Consider the following 16,591-nt stretch of genomic DNA (forward strand, 5'->3'; position numbering starts at 1 on the left):
TGTTGGCGAGCGGGCGGATTGACGCACTTCGTTTCCCTGCGTCTTTTTTTCCGGTTGGCTCCCTGGAGCAAATGTGCTCCGATTAGGCGTTCGATTCGTTTTCAAGTGCAAGGATCTCTTCGTTGTTAGGGCCTCATTCACGTCTTTGGTTGCTGGCCGCTGCGTGCTGCCTTCCCGTCACGGTTGGCTGCAATGACGGCGAGATGGAGTTTGAATCCAATCGTGTTCATGCGATGGCACTGGAACGCTCGCGGGATCTGCCCACCGACGCGGCCCTGGCCGATGTCGAATTGGTCTTGGCTAAACTGTTCGGAACCCCAGAAGAACCCGCTTGGCCGGCAGATCGACTGACCGTCGACCAACGTGAATTGGTTTCGCTGGAACGGCTTCAACAAGCCTCCGGATCCGTCGAGAGTGACGCAGAAAACGTGCACCGCGGGCTGTACACCGAGCACTGTGTGATCTGCCACGGGATCTCGGGCAGCGGCACCGGTCCTGCATCGATGTACCAGTGGCCTTATCCACGGGATTTCCGTGCCGGTGTGTTCAAGTGGAAATCAACGCAGCGGGATGCCAAACCGACTCGCGACGATCTGCGGCGATTACTGGAAAACGGCATTCCTGGCACTCCCATGCCATCGTTCATGACCGTCACACCGAGCGACCGCGAAGCACTGATCGACTACCTGATTTATCTCTCCATTCGCGGCGAAGTCGAGCGTCAGCTCCTGGCTTTGGCGATCGATGATCTCGGTTACGAAGACACGCCGCCAACCGAGGACCTGAGATTGCGAGTGACGACCACGGAGAACGCCAATTCGGGAAGAAACGAGGCAGGGGAGATCGTTTTCACCGACTTGACCCAGTCCAGCCGTGATGCGAAGCCCCCCCCGGCACCTGACGAGGGCAACCAACCTGAACCGACGGCAGTGGAACCGACCGAAGGCGAATTGGCGGTCGAAGAAATCCTGCAGGCGGTGGCCAGCGAATGGGTTCAGCCGCAGGCGCCTCCCGTGCCACCAGAACAGATCCCCCATGCCGCTGATGAACTGCACGCCTCGATCGCTCGCGGTGCCAAATTGTTCAGTGGTCAAGTCACCAACTGCGCGGGGTGCCACGGCCCGGCGGGGCAGGGCGGGTTGCCGCTGAACGACCTGGATGACTGGACCAAAGAATTCACGACTCGGATCGGGATCACGCCCACCGATGCCGACGCGGTCAAACCATTCCGCCAAGCCGGTGCACTGCCGCCGCGAATCATCGAGCCCCGCCGACTGGCTGGGGGGGTGTTGCGAGGCGGCGACGATCCTGAGACCATTTTCCGCCGGATTCAGCACGGAATCGCAGGAACACCAATGCCGGGAATCGAACTGAGCGAGTCGGCAACGAGCGGAACAGGACTCACCCCTGGAGACGTTTGGGACTTGGTTCATTACGTTCAGTCGCTGGTCCAGCCCACGCCCAAACCGTCCGTGCGTGTGGTGGACGATAAAAACTCCTCCGCCGCCGCAAAAACAGGTGTCTCCTTATGAGTCGCGACAACTATCGAACCATTGGCGCGATCGTGGGCTTGGCATTGGGAATCGGTGCGATGTTCTTGCTGGGCATGTCAGGGATCGTTCCCGGAGCCCTGTTTGGAGCGGGTGGATGCGTGATTGGCGGGATTGCCGGAGAACAGATTTTTGATCGTCGAGGGCAGCAATGAACCAAGCTGCTGACACTCAAACCGCATCTGAATCCGGCCCCAAATCCGAAATGGAACGCCCCGCGAACGCGAACACCAGCGATTCACCGACGGAGGACGGCTCGCAATCCGTTCCCCAATGGCCTCACCGGCTGACTCGCGTGATGGTCTGCTTGACCTGGCCGCTGATCTGGGTCGGAGGGTTGGTGACGACCTACGACGCGGGCATGTCGGTTCCGGATTGGCCGGGAACGTACGGGTACAACCTGCTTCTGTATCCGATCTCGACTTGGTTGCTGGGGCCATTCGATCTGCTCATCGAACACGGGCACCGATTGCTCGCCGCCCTGGTTGGCTTCATCGCAATTGGGCTGGTCTTTTCTTCCTTCATGACTGAAACACGTCGCTGGGCAATCGGCTTGTCGGTGTTGGTTCTCGCCGCTGTGATTGGGCAGGGCGTTCTCGGTGGTTTGCGTGTGACACTGAGCGCACGGACGCTGGCGATGATCCATGGATGCGTCGGCCCCGCATTTTTTGTGCTGTGTGTGATCGCGGCCTGCGTGACCGGCCGGAACTGGCTGGCCGCTTCGGTGCGAAAGTCCGCCGAGGGAACTTCCCAGCGAACGCCAACTGCGTTTTGGCCGATCGCGTTGTTGGTTTTGGCTTACCTGCAGTTGGTTTTGGGAGCGATGATGCGGCACGCCTTGCCCGGCTTCAGCCCGGTCGGATTCGCCCACATCGTGAAAACACACATCACGATCGCCTTCGTTTTGTGGCTGATGACGGCCCTGACGTACTGGCGAATGCGGCGGTGCGGCGATTTGACGCTGTCGCGTCCGGCGGGTGCCTTGATATGCTTTGTGGCCGTGCAAATCGGCTTGGGAGTAGCGACTTGGATTGTCAATTACGGCTACCCACAGATGCTGGCTCCGCTTTCAGCGTCTGACTCGTACCTCCTGCACAGCAAGAACGTCCTGGACGCCTGGATCGTGACGGGTCATGTTGCGACGGGATCGCTGATTTTGGCCGTTTCGTCACTGCTGTTGGTCCGGCTGTACCGCCGCCGTCGCGTTTTATCCTTCTCTGTCTCATCCTGAATCCGGAACGATCATGGCATCTGATTGCCGCGAAACGCTCGAGATTGTCGCCGGGAGTGGTTTGTCCCTCGATGACAGGCCTCTCCAGAACTCGGGTTCGCTCCCTCGCACCAGCTCGGCGGCGAGCGGATCGACTGCCGTGCTGGAACCTTCGCCGCGGATGAAATCTGTTTCCCGCCCGCGTCCCTCGACCGATCGAGCCAGCACGTTGAATGATCCAATTCCCGTGCCAGAAGCCAACCCCGAATCACAAGCTTCCGACGCACCAACGGATGCGAAACCTGCCGCCACTCGAGCCGACCGGGGTGTCTTCGCCGATGTCATCGAGCTGACCAAACCCCGCATCGTCACGATGATCTTGGTCACCACCGTCGCCTCGGCGTTGATCGCTGGCAGCGCAACGTTGACCTTGATCGATTGGCTGTGGCTGATGATCGGAACCGCTCTGATCGCTGGCAGTGCGGGCGCAGCCAACCAAGTTTGGGAATGCCAAATTGATCGCAACATGCCGCGGACCGCGAATCGTCCGGTCCCCGGCGGCCGCATGAGCTACGTCGTGGCACTCGCCTTGACCATCGCCAGCGGGATTGCCGGTGGAGCCATCCTGTGGCTGGGCAGCGGAATGATTCCCGCCTGTGTCGGCATCGCGACTTGGTTGCTCTACGTGTTGGTCTACACCCCGATGAAAACTCGAACCGCCTGGAACACCACGGTCGGTGCAATCGCCGGCGCGCTTCCTGTGTTCATCGGCTACACCGCAGCAGGTGGAACACTGACAGAACTGCCTGGCTGGATGCTGTTCGGTGTGCTGGCATGCTGGCAGTACCCCCACTTCATGGCGATCGCCTGGCTGTACCGAATCCAGTACGCCAAAGCCGGTTTCTGCATGACCACCACCGTCGAACCCACCGGGCGACACGCGGCTTGGCAAAGCATTCTCGGCAGCGTGGCGTTGGCGATCTGCGGTGTGGTTCTGGCTTGGTTCCCCAACGGCCAATGGGTGGCATCGGCCGCCAGCGTTCTGGCAACGGTGCTGATCCTGGCTGCCTCGTGGCCGTTGTTGCGAGCTTCTTTGAACTTCCGTGCGAACCCCAATGACACGACCGCTCGCAAGATGCTTCGCTGGTCGTTGGTCGTCTTGCCCGCCGTGCTGCTGGTGATGACTCTTCGAGCTTCACTGTAAAAAATCATTCATGACTACGACCTCGACTGCAACCAGCCCCACCGACGCGCCGAACGAGTCCGCGTCCTCCTTGGGTGATGTTCTCTGCGACATTCGCGACCTCCACCATCGCTACGGCGACAAGGTGGCGGTCGACGGAATCGATCTCTCTGTGCGTGCCGGCGAAATCGTCGCGGTACTCGGCAAAAACGGCAGCGGCAAAACAACGCTGTTCCGAGTCCTCAGCACGTTGCTGCCAATCCAACGCGGCAGCGTGACCCTCGATGGGCTGAACATTGCCGAACACGTCGACGCCGTTCGCAGCCGCCTCGGAATCATTTTCCAGTCTCCCAGCTTGGACATCAAACTGACGGTGGACGAGAACCTCCGTTGCCAGGGTGCTCTGTACGGTTTGTCGGGACGGGAACTCACCAGCCGCTGCGATGCTCTGTTGGAACAGTTCTCACTGACCGACCGACGTCGCGATCTTTGCCAAACACTATCCGGCGGACTGAAACGTCGCGTCGAACTGGCCAAAGGCTTGCTCCATCAACCGCGAATCATGCTGCTGGACGAACCCAGCACTGGGCTCGACCCGGGGGCTCGCCTGTCGCTGTGGGATGCGTTGCAACAACTCGCAGGTGACGGCGTGGCCGTGCTGCTGACGACTCACTTGATGGAAGAAGCCGCCAAGGCCAACCGAGTGGTTTTGCTGGACCAAGGCAAGAAGATCGCCGACGACGCTCCCTCACGCTTGCGAGCGGATCTGGGTGGCGGCGTGCTGACAATCGTGCCCGATGACCTGGCTTCCGCGAAAGCGACCTTGCAACGCGAACTGAACTTGGAAACTCAAATCGTTGGCGAAACCCTTCGCATGCCATGCGATGCCCCGGAGATCGTCGCCAAGGTTTCTGCTGTGCTCGGCAATGGCGTCCAATCGATCAGCATCGGACGGCCCAACTTGGAAGATGTCTTTGTCGCTCGAACGGGGAAAGAATTCCAATGAGTGCTGCTGCGATGAAAAACAAAGTTTCCAACAATCCAGGCCTCACGACTTCGGGCATGACCACGCCCGCTCGCATGGGCGCTGCGTGGATGCTCGCCCGCCGCGAATGGACCCGGTTCTTTCGCCAACGCAACCGCGTGACGGCCGCGATCGTGCAACCGCTGTTGTTCTGGTTGCTGTTTGGAACCGGCCTGCGAGGCTCCTTTGAATCCGCTGGCGGTGAGAGCTTTTCACAGTTTTTCTTGCCGGGCACCATCGGCTTGATCGTTCTGTTCACCGCGATCTTCGCAACCATCTCGGTGATCGAAGACCGTCGCGAAGGCTTCATGCAGTCAGTGCTGGTCTCCCCGGCAGGGCGCTTCCCTGTGTTGGTGGGCAAGGTACTCGGCGGCGCTGCGATCGCCTGGGCTCAAGCGTTGATTTTCCTGCTGCTGGTGTATGTGGTCGGTGCGGCTTCGATTGCCTGGACGTTCCCCTGGCTGTTGTTGCTGTTAGCCATCATTGCCATCGCGATGTGCGCCCTGGGGATGATTGTGGCCTGGCCAATGGAAAGCACCCAAGGCTTCCATGCGATCATGATGCTGGGCTTGATGCCGATGTGGTTGTTGGCTGGAACGTTCTTTCCGATCCCTGCCTGGAGCCTCTCGGGACCGGTGGTCGAAACCGGTGCGGCAACGATGGGCGACTGGGGTGGTTGGCTACTCGCGGGCATCATGCAACTCAATCCGCTCAGCTACTCCATGTTGGAACTGCGTCGACTGCTGAACCCGACCCTGGATCTCTCGTCGGCAGGCTTCGCTCCGTCCTCCACCACTTGCTGGACGGTGACGGTGGTTGCCACCATCGCGGTGGTTCTGATCGCGTGGCGATTGATGCGAGGCAGCCGCAAGGCAGATACGATGGTTTGAACCATCGGCGTTGGCCTCGATGGTGAGTCACCATCAATTGCCACACCTGTTCACGCTTTCACGACAAAGCAATGGAATTCATTTGGAATGACGGCGGGCGATCTTCCGCAGGATTCGTTGGCCTCGCGGGCGACTGCGTGACGCGAGCGATCGCGATTGCGACCGGCACCAGCTATCGCGACATCTACCAAACTCTGGGCAAGTCTGCGAACAAGACGGTCCGCAATGGCGTCTGCAGCTCGGTCGCGGACGACTACCTTCGCGCCAACCAGTGGCATCGACACTCCGGCAACGACCAAGCCTTCGACGCTGCAAGTTTGCCTCGTGGCGTCGTCATCACTCACCTCGAAAAACGCGACACTCGGCGAGGCGGCCACTTCTGTTGCCTCATCGACCATCAGATCCATGACACCTGGAATCCGATGGACGACGGCGACTACCTCGTTGTGAATCACTGGACGTACGCCGGCGCTCCACCCGAATCGACCTTGCCCGCGATTGGACCTCAACGGCCGCAGGACAACGAGCAGGTTCTCACTCAGAATGAGTTCGAAAAGATCCTCCGCCGCCTGCGTGCTCTCGACACGACGGCCAGCAATCACGCCAGCACAGAAGGTGAGAAACGCAACGCCTTGCGAATGATGCAGAGCCTGATGCTGCGTCACAATTTGTCTCGCGAAGACATCACCGAAGATGACAACATCGAAAGTGTTTCTTACACGCGGATGGCTTGCCCGGTGAACGGACGACGAGCGTGCGGGTGGGAAAAATCTCTTGCCGCCTATGTCACGGAAGAAATATTCCCGATGGTGCAGTGGTACTACGGACGCAAACAAAATCGAACCTTGTTTTGGTTTTACGGACCGGTCGATGACGTGCGAAACTGTCGCCTGCTTTTTCGCGAGTTGTTGCTCACCATCGCGACGGCAGCTCATCTGCAATACGGCGGGCATTCCCGTGGCAGCGGAGCCTCCTACGCCGAGGGCTACGTTCGTGGAATGCCCAAACAGCTGACACAAACCCCAACCAGCCTGGCCGAAGACCAAGCGTTCAGCCAATCCGCCCTGATTCACGCTCGAACGCTGGCGGTCCAACAAGCCGCGGTGGATTGGCTGAGACTGGAATGCGGCATTGCCTTGGTGATGTCACGAGGCAGCGGCCGCGACCAGCACGACCCTGACGCCGCCAATCGCGGGAAGCGTCACGGTTCCAAACACGACCTCTCCACCGTCAACGGCCGCAAACGCCTCGGCCACTCGTAAAAGGTGTCACACTCGTAAAAGGTGTCACACTCGTAAAAGGTGTCACACTCGTAAAAGGTGTCACACTCGTAAAAGGTGTCACACTCGTAAAAGGTGTCACACTCGTAAAAGGTGTCACACTCGTAAAAGGTGTCAGGTACCTTTTTGGAAACTTAGGCAACCACAAACTACCTATTCCCCCAAAAAGGTACCTGACACCTTTTTCGGAAACGACTCAGGGTTCCCTTGGGGCGTCCGCCAGAACCACCACTCCATCAGGGCAATTCGCCATGAAAATCTTCACTCACGTCACTCTGATTCTCGTTGCCGGAATTGCCCTGGGGCTGCTCGCACGCCAAGTCCGCCATTCCGCTGCCCCAGCGGATGGGCCAGGTGCGGACGAGGTGATTTATGGCAACGACAACGCGGTGGTCGACAACGCGACCCTTCGCCCGGAAGACATTGCCAACGACACCCCCACCAAACCACCGGAAGACGTCGCCTGGCTCAGTGAATTCGAACTGCTCGAACGCAGCGGCGAGATGGTCTCGACCGATGACCTGAAGGGAGCACCGTATGTCGTCAGTTTCTTTTTCAGCACCTGCCCCAGCATTTGCGTTTCTCAGAACCAGAAACTGAAGGAGCTGCAGGACGAGTTTGCGGGGCGTGGCGTTCGTTTTGTCGCGATTTCGGTCGATCCCGAAACGGACACGCCGGAAGTCCTTCGAGAGTACGCGGCGCGGTTCGGTGCTGACAAAGACCAATGGTTGTTCTTGACCGGTGACCTGAATTACATCCGCCGGATCGGGGCGGAGATTTTCCAACAACCGGTCAACAAACAATTTCACACCGAGCGTTTCGTGCTGGTCGATGCCGACGGAAAAATCGAGGGCTTCTACAACTGGCCTGAAAAACGTCAACTGGCGGAATTGAAAGCGAGCATCGAATCCATGCTCCAGGAAGAAGCCTCCTCGAAGAAGTCTTGATTCATGTGGGATACATTGGCAGCCAATTTGCCGCACCTCAACGCGGCCCTGAATTTGATCGCCACGATCTTTCTGGCCCTCGGTCTGTACTACATCAAGAACGGACGGGCGAAGATTCACAAGCAAATGATGCTCCGCGCGTTTGGCGTCAGCATGCTGTTCCTGCTGTGCTATCTGTTTCACAAATTTGCGTTGTATCAATCGACGGGTGAGTTCAACCGCCGCTTTCCCGCGGACGCTCCCGACGCGGCTCGATACACGTATCTGTCGATTCTGATCCCGCACATTTTGCTGGCCATTGCAGTCCCGTTTTTGGCCCTCCGAGCGATTTACTTGGCCAAGAATGGCCGCATCGTGGCTCACAAGAAACTGGTGCGGTTTGCTTATCCAATTTGGATGTACGTTTCGGTCACCGGCGTGCTGGTTTACTTGATGCTTTACCAACTGTACGCGTGACAATCTGAAACAGAAATTGCCGCGAACGTTGGTGCGGCAATTGCGTACACATTGCAGTGGTGCAGCGAGTGCCTGCCCAATTGGCTTTCTGCCGTTGAAAACACGAGTTTTCGGATGTCAGAACGGCTGATTCTCGGTTGGAGCGTCTCTTTCTGACAAAAGAGCCCCAAGCCGATTGCGTTTGCTATCGATGTTTTTGAGGAACATTCCTTCGATGGGTATCTACTTCCTGTTTGTTTTGCCTCCGTTCTTGCTGGGATTGTACGCTCAGTGGAAGGTGAAATCGTCGTTCGCAGCGATGTCGCAAGTGCCCGCTCGCATGTCAGGCGCCGAAGCAGCTCGTCGGATGCTGGACCGAGCTGGATTGCAATCGATCGGCATCGAACGCGTTGCTGGCAAATTGTCGGACCACTACGATCCGCGCGCCAAAGTCTTGCGGCTCAGCGAGGACGTTTACTCGGGCCGCTCCATGGCTGCGCTCGGCGTGGCGTGCCACGAAGCCGGGCACGCGTTCCAGGACGCTCAGCACTACGCACCCTTGGTGGTTCGCAACATCGCCGTTCCGGCAGCCAATTTTGGCAGCGGAATCGGTGCAACGTTGTTGTTCATCGGTGCGATCATGTCATTCCAACCGTTGATGTGGATCGGCGTGATCCTGTTCTCGGCCGTTGTGTTTTTTCAGGTTGTCAATTTGCCGGTGGAATTCAATGCGTCCAGCCGTGCTCGCGAGCACCTGGTCGAGTATGGTTTGATCACGGCGCAGGAAGAACGCTATGTCGCAAAGGTTCTGAACGCTGCCGCGTTGACTTACGTTGCCGCGACATTGCAATCGATCATGACGCTGGCATATTACCTCCTGATTCTCACCAGTGGCCGACGCAGTGATTGACCCTTCTGACTACTTTGCTGCCTTGGATGCCCCCGAAACTTTGGCAACCAAGGCAGATGGTCCCGACGGTAAACTTCCGCTTTCCGATGAGATCCTGCGAACCTGGACCAGCGGTGACCTGTTTGGGCTGACCCAAAGTGTCGGAATGGGATTCGACCCCCGTCGAGTCCTCGGCGATCAATACTTGATCCTCAGCACCCAAGGCGGCGTGCGCAACCCTGATGGCACCCCTCAAGCCCTTGGCTATCACACCGGGCACTGGGAAGTCGGCCTGCTGGGCCAAGCCGCCGCGGAACAAATCGAACGCGACGGCGGAGTCCCCTTTGCCGCCTTTGTCAGCGACCCATGTGATGGGCGGACACAAGGCACGCACGGCATGTTTGACTCGTTGCCGTATCGCAACGACGCCGCGATCGTGATGCGTCGCTTGATCCGGTCGCTACCACGCCGCAAAGGCGTGATCGGAATCGCGACCTGCGACAAGGGCTTGCCCGCCATGATGATGGCGCTCGCCGGCACAGGCCACCTCGCCAACGTGCTGGTTCCCGGCGGCGTGACATTGCCGCCAACCGTTGGCGAAGACGCCGGCAAAGTTCAAACCATCGGGGCTCGCTACAGCCGCGGTGAAATGACATTGGAAGAAGCCTCCGTGGCCGGTTGCAAAGCCTGCGGCACACCTGGTGGAGGCTGCCAATTCCTCGGCACTGCCGCGACCAGCCAAGTGATCGCAGAAGCGCTTGGCATGACCGTTCCGCACGCGGCACTGGCTCCCAGTGGGCAACCGATCTGGACACGCTTGGCTCGCGATGCGGCCGCCACCGCCGCGGCGATGCACGCCTCTGGATTGACGCTCCATGATGTGCTGACTGACAAAGCGTTTGAAAACGCGATGCTGATGCACGCCGCGGTGGGCGGAAGCACGAACCTGCTGCTGCATATCCCCGCCGTGGCTGCTGCTGCCGGACGCCGCCGCCCGACCGCGGATGACTTCCGCCGGGTCAACCAATCGGTTCCGCGTTTTGTGGATTGCTTGCCCAACGGACCGGTCGGGCACCCAACGGTGCAATTGTTCTTGGCCGGTGGTGTCCCCGAAGTCGCCTGGCATCTACGCGAAGCCGGGCTGTGGAACGCAGACGAAAAAACCGTGACCGGTTTGACTTGGAATGAACTGCTGGATCAGTGGCACAACTCCGAACGTCGCCAAGTTTGTCGTGAACGCTTGCGTGCCGCAGATGGAGTGGATCCAGACGAAGTCATCCTGCCGCCTGCGGTCGCCAAGGAACGCGGATTGACCAGCACGGTTTGTTTTCCTTCTGGCAACCTGTGCCCGGAGGGTTCCGTCATCAAAGCCACCTCGATTGACCCATCCGTGATCGATGACGATGGCGTTTACCGCAAACGCGGTCGAGCACGCGTCTTCACAACGGAAAGCGACGCCATCGCCGCAGTCAAAGGCCAATCCGATCAATCGGTTGAGGCCGGGGACGTGATCGTCTTGATCGGCCGTGGCCCGATCGGTTGTGGCATGGAAGAGACCTACCAAATCACGTCCGCACTGAAGTACCTGTCCTTTGGAAAGCACATCGCGCTGGTCACCGATGCTCGCTTCTCCGGCGTCAGCACCGGGGCCTGCGTCGGACACGTCGGCCCCGAGGCACTTGCCGGTGGCCCCATTGGGCGAGTCCGCGATGGAGACACCGTGGAGATCATCATCGACCGCAAAACGCTGGACGGACGAGTGGACTTGGTCGCCACCGTCGACGGCGCGGATCCAGTCGAAGCCTTGCGAACACGCCCCATCGCCGAGGGACTGCAGCGAGACAAAAACATTCCGGATGACACGCGACTGTGGGCGGCGCTCCAACAGGTTGGCGGGGGCTCGTGGGGCGGCTGCACCTACGATGTCGACAAGATCATCGAGACCCTGAACGCAGGCCAAGCCGCACTCGCGGCAAAGCACTCCGAGACGTCCCTTCAAGAGACCGACGCGAAATGAATGCCCCCAAGCGTCCCATCCAAGATCCGGTTGCCTATGCCCCCACCGCCATCGAGCGGGAAGGGGAACGTGGCATCCGGATCGTCTGGAACGACGGCGAGTCGACGTCCTGGACCGCTCGCGAATTGCGAGACGCTTGCCCCTGCGCGACCTGCCGAGAAAAACGCGGCGAGACCGGAGGTCACCAAGCCGTGACGCTGGTCGACCCGAAAGCCGAGGCAGGCAGTGGAAAGAAAACACCGCTGATGGGACTTCCCGTCCTGAGTGCAGCCGAAGCTCGCCCGCTCACGATCGCATCGATGCGGCCGGTGGGGACGTATGCCTACAACATCGGTTTCAGCGATGGGCACTCCTCCGGCTTGTTCACGTTTGAACGCTTGAGACGTTCTTGCGAGTGAGCGACGGCGTCACGGGGTCTTCGCCCCGATAGCACTGGACGGCGTGGTCCCGGTACCAATTCGCGGCCGCTCGCAGCTCTTCATGCGAGGAACTGGTGATCGTTTCCTCCTCCAGACGCGAGGCAAAGCGATGGAGCGTTTCGCTCGGTCGCCGAATCCATCCCAACCGCCGCACCCGTCGGTCCATCCGGCGACGCTCTGCCGCCAAACGCACGCTCCGTTGATCATCGACCTTGTGCCGATTGCGTCGCCACAACAGTGTCACCAAGAACACCAGCAGGGGGATCTGCAACCAGCGAAACAGGGTCACCAAGGTGTCCGTGGTTCGCACCGATGCCCACCATCGCAGCACGGGCGCAAACCAGCTGCTCGTGACGTCTTCGGCTTGCTCCGCTCCCCCGGCACCTCCCGCACTCGCCAGCGACAGCTCTTTTCGTCGCATCGAAAGGAACGAGCGACCGGGAGTGGACTCAACCGGCAACCACCGAGAAGCCTCGTCGTCGTAGTACTCCACCCACGCATGAGCATCCCGATTGCGGGCCACGTACATGTCACCAGCCTCGTTGAGTTCCGTCATCACGTAGCCCGTCACGTAACGCGTCGGCACGCCCACCGTCCGCAGCATCAGCGCCGTCGCACTGGCAAACAGTTCGCAGTGCGCCCGATGCCGGCTCTGGAGAAAGTGCGTCAGCGGGTCCAGCCCGTCTGGAACCGTCACGGGATCGAGCGAATAGGAAAAATTATCTTGGAAGAATTGCGTCACTCGCTCTGCCCGCTCCGCATCTGACTTGGCACCCACCATCAAGCGTTGCGTCAGACTCTCTATCTCGGAGCGGATTTCAGATTCCACCCGAACCATGACATCGCGATCATCGGGACTCAATGTTTCGGCCGGCGGTTGCTCTTGCACCCCCGCCACCCAAGGCCAACGGACTTCGACGCCGTAGCCCAACACCCCGTGTGGTGTGATCCCAATCCCGTCGCCTGCCAATTCGATCCAGCGCGACGATGCGGGCAAGAAAACCTTGCGGCCTTTGCTCGGGTCACCATGAATCTCGACCACGCCGACAAATTGCCCGCCACCCAGGTCATTGCCTGCGACGCCATTCCAATTCAGCAATTCAATGGACGGATCGACCTCCTCTTCCAGCACACCGATCCGCATGGAATAGCGTTTGCGAACGTGTTCATCGGGATCCTGAAGCAGCGTGGTTGCGACTCCCTCCGGTTGCAAGAAACGAGCTTCAGCGACACGCCGCACACCACTGCCAGGCGGCGACTGGAACACCCATTTCCGGGACGTTCGCCAACGTCCGCTGCTGTAGGAATCGTAAACGTTGCCACGGAGATACCCGGGTTCCGTGTCAGCAAACGCACTCAACGCGATCGCCGCCGGATCGCTCAAGATGGACTCTCGGACGTTGCCCAATCTCGAACCGCTGACATAGCGATCCGTCCCGCCCCAACCCCGGCTTGAACTGGCATCCAATCGATCGTTGAGCTGAGCCATCACTCCGGCTTGCACATCTGGCAAGAACAGAATGGTCGCATGAGTCGTTGCAGACGCCACGACCAACATGGCGAACAAAGCCATGAACTGATACAGCGTCCCACTGATTCGCTTGGCCCCCTCGGAGTGCGAGCGAAGCCCCGCGACCTGCAAACGATTCGAAGACGCGGTGCTCATTGCCCGTGTCGCAAGGACAAAACCGATGCACACCGTCAGTCCCAATGCCGTTTGCGCAGTCACGGTGGAACTCAACCCACCGCCGGCAACCGCCATCAAAACCGTGAGCATCCCCAACACCAACATCATGACGTGCCCACCCCGTGGCCAATGGACCCACAGCACACACAGCAACATCAACGAGGCATGCCCAATCGAATCCACCGCAACCAACAACACATTGGGTGTGCCTTGCAGCGCAGGATAAAAACGCCAACCGAAGACAATCAGGATCGACCCCAGCAGCGAGGCAAACAACACCGCACCACGGATCAAACGAGCCTTCCAGCTCACCGGCGCAGCACTGGGTTCCGGCCACCGCATGCGAACCAGCACCACCACGATCAGGCTGACCGTGGCGACAAACATGCAAGCCGGTGTGGTTTCAAACGTCCCACCAAGGAACGCGGCCAAACCAAACGTCAACGCTCCCAAGACGACTCGATCATCCGCCAACCAATCCCGCCAATCCAACGCGTCCTCCCGTGCAAAAGCCGTCATGCGAGAGTCTCCGTGGGCGGTTGAATGGTGTTGAAAACAGGGACATTGCCAAACGCTTCCTGCGGTTCTGAATTGATATTCAACCACATCAAATCCGGCAGCCCAGAAAGATCCACGTCATCGCTTCCTCGGCGAGAAAACACGACGCCGTGGAAGGTTCCGCCCGCCTGCGGCATGGCCTGCAAAACCTCTTGCGCGGTTGCTTCATCAACCGCCTCGGCTTCCGCCAAAGCCATCAACAGCGGCGTCGGGTCGGATGCCCCTTCGCACAAAACCGAACGCAAATTCCCGTTGCGTTCCTGACTTTGAATCACCGAAGGAGCCTGCCAGGGAACGACCAGACGCACTTGCACGTTGGCTCCCACCAAGGTTTCCAACCCAGCCGAAGCGATCGACAGCAATCGTTCCAGCGAAACGTCTTCGTCGGCGGACAATCGCCGCCAACGCGAAGCGAAGATGGCACGGGTATCCGCTTCGCCTGGCGTGGTGTCAATGAAGACTGTGACCGTCTGCTTGGCCGCCGAATTGAACTCTCGCAAAATGGGTTTGCCCAATCGAGCCCAGGACGCAAAGTCCCATCGCCGAACCGGCATCCCCGCTCGGTACTCGCGACTGCCAACGTAGTGCTGGTGATCACCTTGCGACAAACCAACGGCCAACCCTCGAAGGCTGGTGTGGATGGCTTGCCACGAAATGTCGCTGTCCCAATCAAGTCGCCGGGGCGTGATCACCATCGACTCCCCGCTGTCGATCCATTGCGTTGATCGAAACAAGTGGAACGGAAACAACGACTCCACACGGACAGGCGGCATCACATGCACCCCTCGCCGCAGGAAGGTCAACGATTGGTTCGTCGTTGCGGTCTCACCAGGAGCGATCTCGGGAATCCACTGCTTTGCAGCAGCATCCACGGTGATCTGAAGGTCTCCTCGACTGCTCTTTCGGCGGTTGGGGTCCAATCCCACCGACAAGCTCAACGCCGGCAACCGACCTTGATGAATCAGTGAGACACGTGCCACAAATTCCTCCCCCGCTCGAACCGCCAAGGGCACATCCAATGTCGCTTTCAAACGTGGCGACATGACTCGGTTGATTCCCCAACCAACCACAAACATGGCGAAGCAACTGGCGAACATCCCCATCCAGGGATAGCCCCAAACAATGTTCATCGACACGATGCCAATCAACAACAGGGTCACTGAACCGCCTGTCAAACTCCGACGCAGCGCCAGCCACCAGCCAATGGGGTTGCACCACCGCAGAGCTTTCAAAAACATGCGTCTTCGCGACCAGCGTGTGCTCCGCGTGGCAGAGGATTCCCGTTGCATTGGTGGCCTATTCAAACTGGGACGGGAACCTGGTCCACGATCGACGCAACGATTTGGCGACTCTCATTGGATGTCGCGGTTCCGTGGCGTGTGCTCACCCGGTGTGCCAAGACGGCGGTTGCCAATTGCTGAACGTCATCGGGCAAGACAAAGTCTCGGCCCATCAACACGGCGCGCGCCTGGGAGGCACGCATCAGCATTTTGCTGCCCCGCGGACTGCACCCCACCCGCAACCGAGAATCTTGTCGGGTGGCCGTGGCCAAAGCGACAACGTAAGCAGCCACCTTGCGGTCGGTTCGAATTTGGCGGACCCAAGTTTGAAGCAATGTCAATTCGTCGGCGTGCATGACCGGCTTCAATCCGGCCACGGGTTCCGCTTCGGATTGATCCAACAGCAAATCGATTTCACTTTCCATGTCGGGATAATCCATCGTCAGCCGAAACAGAAACCGGTCAAGCTGCGATTCCGGCAGCGGGAAGGTGCCTTCAAATCCCGCCGGGTTCTGGGTCGCAATCACCATGAACGGGTGCTTCAAGTCATAGCGTTCGCCATCGATCGTGACCTGCGATTCCGCCATCGCTTCCAACAGCGCACTCTGCGTTCGTGGGGACGCTCGGTTGACCTCATCGGCCACCAACAGATTGCAGAACACGGGCCCCGGGCGAAACTCAAACTCACCCTTGGATTGCAAGTAAATCGGTCCGCCCAAAATGTCCGCTGGCAACAAGTCAGGCGTGCACTGAATCCGTTGGTATTCCAAATCAATCAATCGCGAAACCGATTTCGCGAGCGTTGTCTTGCCCACGCCAGGAACATCTTCCAGCAACACGGAGCCTTCCGCCAACAGCGCGATCAACAACGCTTCGATCACATCCTCTTTCCCGCGAATCACCTGACGCAACCGGGTCGAAACCTCTTGCAAGTGCCGCCAGGGTAACTGCAGCTCATCCGGCAAATTGGACTTGAATTCAGAGGAGGCCGACAACGTTTCTGCTGGAGGCGTCACAGGTTGAGCGGGAGAATACAAAACGAATCACGCAAGATGAGAGGACGAGTGAATTGCAAAGAAAGCAGAAGCGTTCGAGGTGGCACCTGACTTTTGAAACAGCCGCTGGATTGGACTGCCGTTGGATTCGGGAAGTTCGATCAGAGGATACCGTTTCGTCACGGGGATCGATCCTGCCGGGGAACCAGGTGTGTGTTGGAGTCTGG

General features: G+C 59.2%; 15 protein-coding genes. 12 read left to right on the forward strand and 3 right to left on the reverse strand.

Translation table 11 applies throughout. From position 1 onward, the window contains the following. Nucleotides 1-122 precede the first annotated feature (122 nt). The 12 genes from PSR62_RS25320 to PSR62_RS25375 all read left to right on the forward strand — a co-directional run bounded on the left by PSR62_RS25320 (nt 123) and on the right by PSR62_RS25375 (nt 11,823). Complete coding sequence (locus PSR62_RS25320; RefSeq protein ID WP_274405735.1) at nt 123-1,532, forward strand: cytochrome c; 1,410 nt, start codon at nt 123-125, stop codon at nt 1,530-1,532. Then, complete coding sequence (locus PSR62_RS25325; RefSeq protein WP_274405736.1) at nt 1,529-1,705, forward strand: hypothetical protein; 177 nt, start codon at nt 1,529-1,531, stop codon at nt 1,703-1,705. The genes PSR62_RS25320 and PSR62_RS25325 overlap by 4 nt, the downstream gene beginning before the upstream one ends. After that, nucleotides 1,702-2,781 carry a COX15/CtaA family protein gene (locus PSR62_RS25330; protein ID WP_274405737.1) on the forward strand — a complete coding sequence of 360 codons (1,080 nt, stop codon included), beginning with the start codon at nt 1,702-1,704 and terminating at the stop codon, nt 2,779-2,781. Before PSR62_RS25325 ends, PSR62_RS25330 begins: the two co-directional genes overlap by 4 nt. A gap of 13 nt (nt 2,782-2,794) precedes the next feature. Continuing rightward, nucleotides 2,795-3,964: a heme o synthase gene (cyoE, locus tag PSR62_RS25335; protein WP_338020119.1), complete on the forward strand. Its 1,170-nt coding sequence runs from the start codon at nt 2,795-2,797 to the stop codon at nt 3,962-3,964. 10 nt (nt 3,965-3,974) lie between these two features. After that, a complete protein-coding gene (locus PSR62_RS25340; protein ID WP_274405740.1) occupies nt 3,975-4,949 on the forward strand; it encodes an ABC transporter ATP-binding protein in 975 nt (324 codons plus the stop codon). 11 nt (nt 4,950-4,960) lie between these two features. After that, complete coding sequence (locus tag PSR62_RS25345; protein ID WP_274405741.1) at nt 4,961-5,857, forward strand: ABC transporter permease; 897 nt, start codon at nt 4,961-4,963, stop codon at nt 5,855-5,857. Between the two features lie 71 nt (nt 5,858-5,928). Continuing rightward, on the forward strand, nt 5,929-7,119 hold the full coding sequence (locus PSR62_RS25350) for a DUF2786 domain-containing protein (RefSeq protein WP_274405742.1): 1,191 nt from the start codon (nt 5,929-5,931) through the stop codon (nt 7,117-7,119). A gap of 269 nt (nt 7,120-7,388) precedes the next feature. After that, on the forward strand, nt 7,389-8,084 hold the full coding sequence (locus PSR62_RS25355) for an SCO family protein (protein ID WP_274405743.1): 696 nt from the start codon (nt 7,389-7,391) through the stop codon (nt 8,082-8,084). 3 nt (nt 8,085-8,087) lie between these two features. Further along, complete coding sequence (locus PSR62_RS25360; protein ID WP_047813277.1) at nt 8,088-8,540, forward strand: DUF420 domain-containing protein; 453 nt, start codon at nt 8,088-8,090, stop codon at nt 8,538-8,540. A gap of 214 nt (nt 8,541-8,754) precedes the next feature. Next, nucleotides 8,755-9,429: a zinc metallopeptidase gene (locus tag PSR62_RS25365; protein WP_274405744.1), complete on the forward strand. Its 675-nt coding sequence runs from the start codon at nt 8,755-8,757 to the stop codon at nt 9,427-9,429. Next, nucleotides 9,410-11,425 (forward strand): YjhG/YagF family D-xylonate dehydratase, encoded by a 2,016-nt coding sequence (locus PSR62_RS25370; protein WP_274405745.1) that lies wholly within the window; start codon nt 9,410-9,412, stop codon nt 11,423-11,425. The genes PSR62_RS25365 and PSR62_RS25370 overlap by 20 nt, the downstream gene beginning before the upstream one ends. After that, entirely contained in the window at nt 11,422-11,823 is a 402-nt protein-coding gene (locus PSR62_RS25375) for a DUF971 domain-containing protein (protein ID WP_274405746.1), read from the forward strand. Before PSR62_RS25370 ends, PSR62_RS25375 begins: the two co-directional genes overlap by 4 nt. Here the strand turns inward: PSR62_RS25375 and PSR62_RS25380 are convergent. The 3 genes from PSR62_RS25380 to PSR62_RS25390 form a co-directional block, all read right to left on the reverse strand. After that, on the reverse strand, nt 11,789-14,050 hold the full coding sequence (locus PSR62_RS25380; protein WP_274405747.1) for a transglutaminase domain-containing protein: 2,262 nt from the start codon (nt 14,048-14,050) through the stop codon (nt 11,789-11,791). The two genes, PSR62_RS25375 and PSR62_RS25380, sit on opposite strands and share 35 nt — an antisense overlap. Continuing rightward, on the reverse strand, nt 14,047-15,327 hold the full coding sequence (locus tag PSR62_RS25385) for a DUF58 domain-containing protein (RefSeq protein WP_274405748.1): 1,281 nt from the start codon (nt 15,325-15,327) through the stop codon (nt 14,047-14,049). The genes PSR62_RS25380 and PSR62_RS25385 overlap by 4 nt, the downstream gene beginning before the upstream one ends. Before the next feature lie 62 nt (nt 15,328-15,389). Continuing rightward, the gene (locus PSR62_RS25390; protein ID WP_274408302.1) at nt 15,390-16,385 is read right to left on the reverse strand and encodes an AAA family ATPase; all 996 of its coding nucleotides are present in this window, start codon (nt 16,383-16,385) and stop codon (nt 15,390-15,392) included. Between the last annotated feature and the right edge of the window lie 206 nt (nt 16,386-16,591).

The organism is Rhodopirellula sp. P2, assembly GCF_028768465.1.
Lineage (GTDB): Bacteria > Planctomycetota > Planctomycetia > Pirellulales > Pirellulaceae > Rhodopirellula.